Source organism: Streptomyces sp. NPDC054841, from assembly GCF_053611045.1.
Map to the genome: position 1 here is coordinate 1 of NZ_JBSGZO010000506.1, position 5,790 is coordinate 5,790.

General features: G+C 70.1%; 3 protein-coding genes and 2 pseudogenes. All 5 read left to right on the top strand.

Annotation, left to right across the window (positions count from 1 at the left end; translation table 11 throughout):
• The coding region (locus tag ACWGI8_RS37885; RefSeq protein WP_453667980.1) for a HAMP domain-containing protein at positions 1-3,008 on the top strand (3,008 nt) is incomplete at its 5' end.
• Positions 2,956-3,615 (top strand): response regulator, encoded by a 660-nt coding sequence (locus ACWGI8_RS37890; protein ID WP_453667981.1) that lies wholly within the window; start codon positions 2,956-2,958, stop codon positions 3,613-3,615. The genes ACWGI8_RS37885 and ACWGI8_RS37890, both read left to right, overlap by 53 nt.
• Positions 3,616-3,830: 215 nt before the next feature.
• Positions 3,831-4,151, top strand: a pseudogene (locus tag ACWGI8_RS37895) (ester cyclase); the annotation flags it as partial.
• Between the two features lie 206 nt (positions 4,152-4,357).
• Positions 4,358-4,595: pseudogene (locus ACWGI8_RS37900) on the top strand (transposase); the annotation flags it as partial.
• A gap of 190 nt (positions 4,596-4,785) precedes the next feature.
• The coding region (locus ACWGI8_RS37905) for a DUF4139 domain-containing protein (RefSeq protein WP_453667982.1) at positions 4,786-5,790 on the top strand (1,005 nt) is incomplete at its 3' end.

Consider the following 5,790-nt stretch of genomic DNA (forward strand, 5'->3'; position numbering starts at 1 on the left):
GTCAGGCGCAGGTCCGCGGCGTCTCGGGCGTCTGGAAGGAACTGACGGACAACGTCAACTTCATGGCGTTGAATCTGACCTCCCAGGTACGCAACATCGCCCAGGTGACCACGGCCGTCGCCGACGGTGACCTGTCGAAGAAGATCACGGTGGACGCACGCGGCGAGATCCTGGAGCTGAAGGACACCATCAACACGATGGTCGACCAGCTGCGGGCCTTCGCCGACGAGGTCACCCGCGTCGCCCGCGAGGTCGGCACCGAAGGCAGCCTCGGCGGCCGCGCCCAGGTCCGCGGCGTCTCCGGCGTCTGGAAGGACCTCACCGACAACGTCAACTTCATGGCCGACAACCTCACCTCCCAGGTACGCAACATCGCCCAGGTCGCCACCGCCGTCGCCCAGGGCGACCTGTCTAAGAAGATCGACGTTGACGCGCGCGGCGAGATCCTGGAACTCAAGACGACCATCAACACGATGGTGGACACGCTCTCCTCGTTCGCCTCCGAGGTCACCCGCGTCGCCCGCGAGGTCGGCAGCGAAGGGCAACTGGGCGGCCAGGCCCGCGTCGAGGGCGTCTACGGGACGTGGAAGCGGCTGACCACGAACGTCAACGAGCTGGCCCTGAACCTGACCACCCAGGTGCGCGCCATCGCCGAGGTGGCCAGCGCGGTCACCCAGGGCGACATGTCCCGCTCCATCGCGGTCGAGGCGCAGGGCGAGGTCGCCGAGCTGAAGAACAACGTCAACCTCATGGTGGCCAACCTCCGCGAGACCACCCGCGCCAAGGACTGGCTCGAGTCCAACCTCACTCGTATGGCCGCCCTGATGCAGGGCCACCGCGACCTGGTGGAGGTCGCCGACCTGATCCTGCGCGAGCTGACACCGCTGGTGAATGCCCAGTTCGGCGCGTTCTTCCTGTCCGAGGCCGGTGCACCGCCCGGCGCAGGCCTGGAATTCATCGCCGGGTACGGCACCGACCAGGCCGGCAGCCGGGGACCACTCCCCGGAACCGGCACCCCGGGCCGCGGCCTGATCGCCCAGGCAGCCCAGGAGAAGCAGCGCATCATCATCGCGGACGCCCCGCCCGACTACATCACGATCAACTCCGGGCTCGGCTCGTCGCTGCCGCACAGCGTCGTCATCCTGCCGATTCTCTTCGAGGACCAGGTACTCGGCGTGATCGAGCTGGCCGCGCTCAGCAGGTTCAGCGACGTGCACCTGGCCTTCATCGACCAGTTCGCCAACACCATCGGTGTTTCGATCAACACCATCATCGCCAACTCCCGTACGGAGTCGCTGCTGTCGGAGTCGCAGCGGCTCACCGCCGAGCTGCGGATGCGCTCCGACGAGCTGCAGCGCTCCAATGCCGAGCTGGAGGAGAAGGCGGCGCTGCTCGCGACCGCCTCGCAGTACAAGTCGGAGTTCCTGGCGAACATGTCGCACGAGCTGCGCACTCCGCTCAACTCGCTGCTGATCCTGGCGCGGCTCCTCGCGGACAACCCCGACAGTCATCTGTCGGAGCAGGAAGTGCAGTTCGCCGCCACCATCCACCGCGCGGGCTCCGACCTGCTGCAGCTGATCAGCGACATCCTCGACCTGTCGAAGATCGAGGCGGGCCGGATGGACGTGCACCCGAAGCGGCTGCCGCTGAACAAGCTGCTCGACTACGTGCACGCCACGTTCCACCCGCTGACCGTGGACCGCGGGCTGAGCTTCGAGATCACCGTGGCCGACGACGTGCCACAGGAGCTGTTCTCCGACGAGCAGCGGCTCCAGCAGATCCTGCGCAATCTGCTGTCCAACGCGGTGAAGTTCACCACCACGGGTGGTGTGAAGCTGTGTGTCGACCGGGTGTCCGGGGAGCGCTTCGAGGAGGAGACGCTGAAGAAGGCGGAGGCCGTCGTCGCCTTCGCGGTCAAGGACACCGGGATCGGCATTCCGCCCGAGAAGCTTCCGGTGGTCTTCGAAGCCTTCCAGCAGTCCGACGGCACCACGAGCCGCAAGTACGGCGGTACGGGTCTCGGCCTGTCCATCAGCCGGGAGATCGCCGGGATGCTCGGCGGCCGGATCGTCGCCGAGAGCGAGCTGGGGGTCGGCTCCCAGTTCACCCTCTACATTCCGGCGCGCTACCCCGGCACCGCGGCCACGCCGGAAGCGGCGGCACTGCGGGTCACGGGCCCCCCTGCCACGGCCCCCGAACTCGAACCTGCCCCGGCTGCCGGGTCCGTCCCGGCTCCTCCCCCGCCCGCGCTCCCCGTGCAGCCGGAGCCGGTGCGGGCCGCCGCCGACTATGCGCCGGACACCGTGATCGGCAGTGCGGACAGTCTGGTCGGCTGGGCCGTGGCGCCCACGGAGGTCCGGGAGGACGCCTGGCCGGATACGACACGGCTCAAGGAGTGGCTGAGCGGACGCCCCGGCCGGGTGCTGACCGGACGCCTCATCCTCATCGTCGACGACGACATCCGTAATGTCTTCGCGCTCACGCACGTGCTGGGCCGCGTCGGCATCACGGTGAAGTACGCGGAGAACGGCCGCGAGGGCCTCGAGGTTCTGCAGCGGTTCCCCGATGTGTCGCTGGTTCTGATGGACATCATGATGCCCGAGATGGATGGTTACGAGACGATGCGAGCCATCCGGGGCACCCCCCGCCTCGCCCATCTGCCGATCATCGCGCTGACCGCCAAGGCCATGCCGGGAGACCGCGCCAAGGCGATCGACAGCGGTGCCTCCGACTACGTACCCAAGCCCGTGGACATCGACCACCTGCTGTCGGTCATCTGCGACCTGCTCGACCCGCGGGGCGCGCCCTCGGCACCGAAGCCGAATCCGGAGCGGGAACCTGAGCGGGAACTTGAGCAGGTGCAGGATCCCCTTCCGGAAACCGCCGAGGCACAGGCCACGATCGCCGAAGCCGATGGCGGTGGCGGTGGCGGTGGCCGTGACGAAGACGATGACGATGACGATGACGAGAATCGCCGAGGCAGAGGCCATGACCACCACCGCCCCTGACAAGTGCAGCATCCTCCTCGTCGACGACATGGAGGAGAACCTCATCGCGTTGGAGGCCGTGCTAGGCCCCCTCCACCAGCAGCTGGTACGCGCCTCCTCCGGGGAGGAGGCGCTGAAGGCGATGCTGCGCCAGGACTTCGCCGTCGTACTGCTGGACGTCCTGATGCCCGGCATGGACGGCTTCGAGACCGCCGCCAACATCAAGCGCCTCGACCAGACCAAGGACGTGCCCATCATCCTGCTGACCGGGACCGACGCCGACACGGACTACGCCTACCGGGGTTACGCGATCGGCGCCGCCGACTTCCTCACCAAGCCGTTCGACCCCTGGGTGCTGCGCACCAAGGTGAGCGTCTTCCTCGACCTGGACCGCAAGAACCGCCAGCTGGCGATGCAGGCCGAGCAGCTGCGGCGGCTTCTGGTGACCGACCGGACGCCCGTGGAGGCGGCGGGACCAGAGGAACGGCTGGCGGAGATCGCCGAAGAGCTCGCCCAGATCGAGCTACAGCTGCGCAACACGGAGGGCCCCGAGGCGGCCGGGCTCGCGAAGCGCACGGCCAAGCTTCGACGTGCGGTGAACAGCCTGCGGGTGCGGCACGCGGCCTGAGCTTGTCGTCAAGGTCCTCACCTCGAACGATGCCCGAACGGACCGCGGCGCGATCGCGGCGGCCGACGCGACGACCGCGGCGAAGGCGCCGCACATGGCAGCGGCTCCAGGTCGTCGTCCGCGCGTCGCGTCACATTCCCGGCGGCTGTGTCGTCCTCCTGCTGTGTCGTCCTACTGCGGAGACACCGTCCAGCAGAGAGCAGAGGAGAGACCCCATGCCGGCAGCCGGGGCAGCAAGCAACACAGCGACGCTCAACCGCTTCCACTCCGCCGTGAACAGCGGCGACCCGGAAATCATCTCGAAGGCCATCGACGAGTTCGTCGCACCGGACATGCTCTTCGACGCGCCGGTACCGACGGGCGTGGCGGGAGCGGAGGCTCTGAAGCGGGTGTGGGAGATGCTCCTGCGCGCGTTCCCCGACATCCACGTCGCCGTCGAGGAGACGATCGCGGAGGGCGACAAGGTCGTCTCCAGGAACACGGTGACCGGGACCCACCGGGGCGAGTTCCGGGGCCTGCCGCCCACCGGAAAGACCGTCACCTACAACGAGATCTTCATCTTCCGCTTCGCCGACGGGCGGATCGCCGAGATCCGGGGCGGTCGTCGACGTCCTCGCGCAGCTCCGCCAGCTCGGCGCCCTCCCGTCCTGACGAGGCGTATGAGCCGCCGACGTTGCCGACGCCGTCGGCGGCTCCGGTCGCGGCGGCGGGCGCGTCAGCCGGCCGAGGACGGCCGCGCCGGGTGTCCGGCACTCGGCGTGGGTACGGCGCGATGTAGACGCGCTGAACCTCGGCGGCATCGACATCCCGCGGCTGCGGCAGGTGCCGGCCGGGTTGCCGCAGCCCGAGGCCGCTGACGGGCGCCTGGTCCTGGCCGTGGATGTCAGTCACCGGCTTCGCCCAGTCGCCCCGACCAGCCCGGACCGGTTGTCTGCCACGTCCACGGTCGCAGCGGCCGCTCCTGTGAGTCGCAGCGGCCACTCCTGTGACCGGTGCGAACCGGCGCTGTCAGCCCCTCCCCCGCTGTCACGGAACCCGGGGCCGGGGAACTCGCGCCGCACGCCGGGGCATGAGCCGGAACGCAGAGCTGACATCGGACGTCGACGCGGATGCGCGGACCGCTCGGGCGTAGGCTTCGCTCAGCACGGACGCGGCGGGGGGCGGGAGCACATGACGGCTGGGACAGCACAGAGTTGGGGGGCGACCCTCGATTCGGTCGTGGTGTACGCGCAGGGCGCGGTCTGCCGCCGCCTGGCCCGTGGCAGCGTGCCGCCGGACGGCCGGGTGAGGGTGACGGGACTGCCCCGCTCGCTGGACCCCGGCTCACTGCGGGCCCGTGTCCTTCGCACCCCCGAGGTGCGCGTCACCGAGGCCCGGGTGGAGGTCGAAGCCGAGCCCCTCGGTTCCGGCACGCCCGACGACTTGCGACGCGAGGTCGAACGGCTGCGCGACGAGTACGCGGCGGCGGAGGGCCGCCGGGACCGGCAGCTGAGCCTGATCGAGGAGGTCAGGGCTCTGCGCCCGGTGCCGCCGGCCCGCAGGCGCGAGGACCCGCACCGCCGCACCTCGGTCGACGCGTGGCTGATGCTCGCCGACTTCGTCGACGAGCGGCTGACAGGACTGCATACGCGCCTCGTCGAGTTGGAGGAGGCGCTGCGCCTCGTCGAGCACGAGCTCACCGTCGCTGCGGACAGGCTCGCCCGCGCCTCCACCGACGCGCCGTCAGCGCATGTGGCGACCACGGTCTCCGCGGTCCTGACCCTCGACGGCACGAGTGACGCGGAAGTGGAGCTGGAGCTGGAGTACGGGGTGCCGGGCGCCGTCTGGGTGCCGGCCTACCGTCTCACCCACCGTCAGGGCGACGGCAGCGGCCGTCTGGTGCTGCGCGCTTCGGTCGCCCAGCGCACCGGCGAGGACTGGACCGGCGTGCGCATCGCCTTGGCCACCGCCGACCTGCGGCGCCGCACCGACCTGCCGAGGCTCCGCTCGATCCGGATCGGACGCCGTCAGCCCGCCCCCACGCCTTCTGGCTGGCGCGAGCCTCCGGCGGGGCTCGCGGACCTGTTCTCCGGATACGACTCGGCGGGCCCTCCTCCTGCCACGACCGCCGCACCGGCGGTTGTCGGGGCCGGCCCCGTTCCGCCACCGCCGCCACCGCCGCCGGCACCTCAGGGC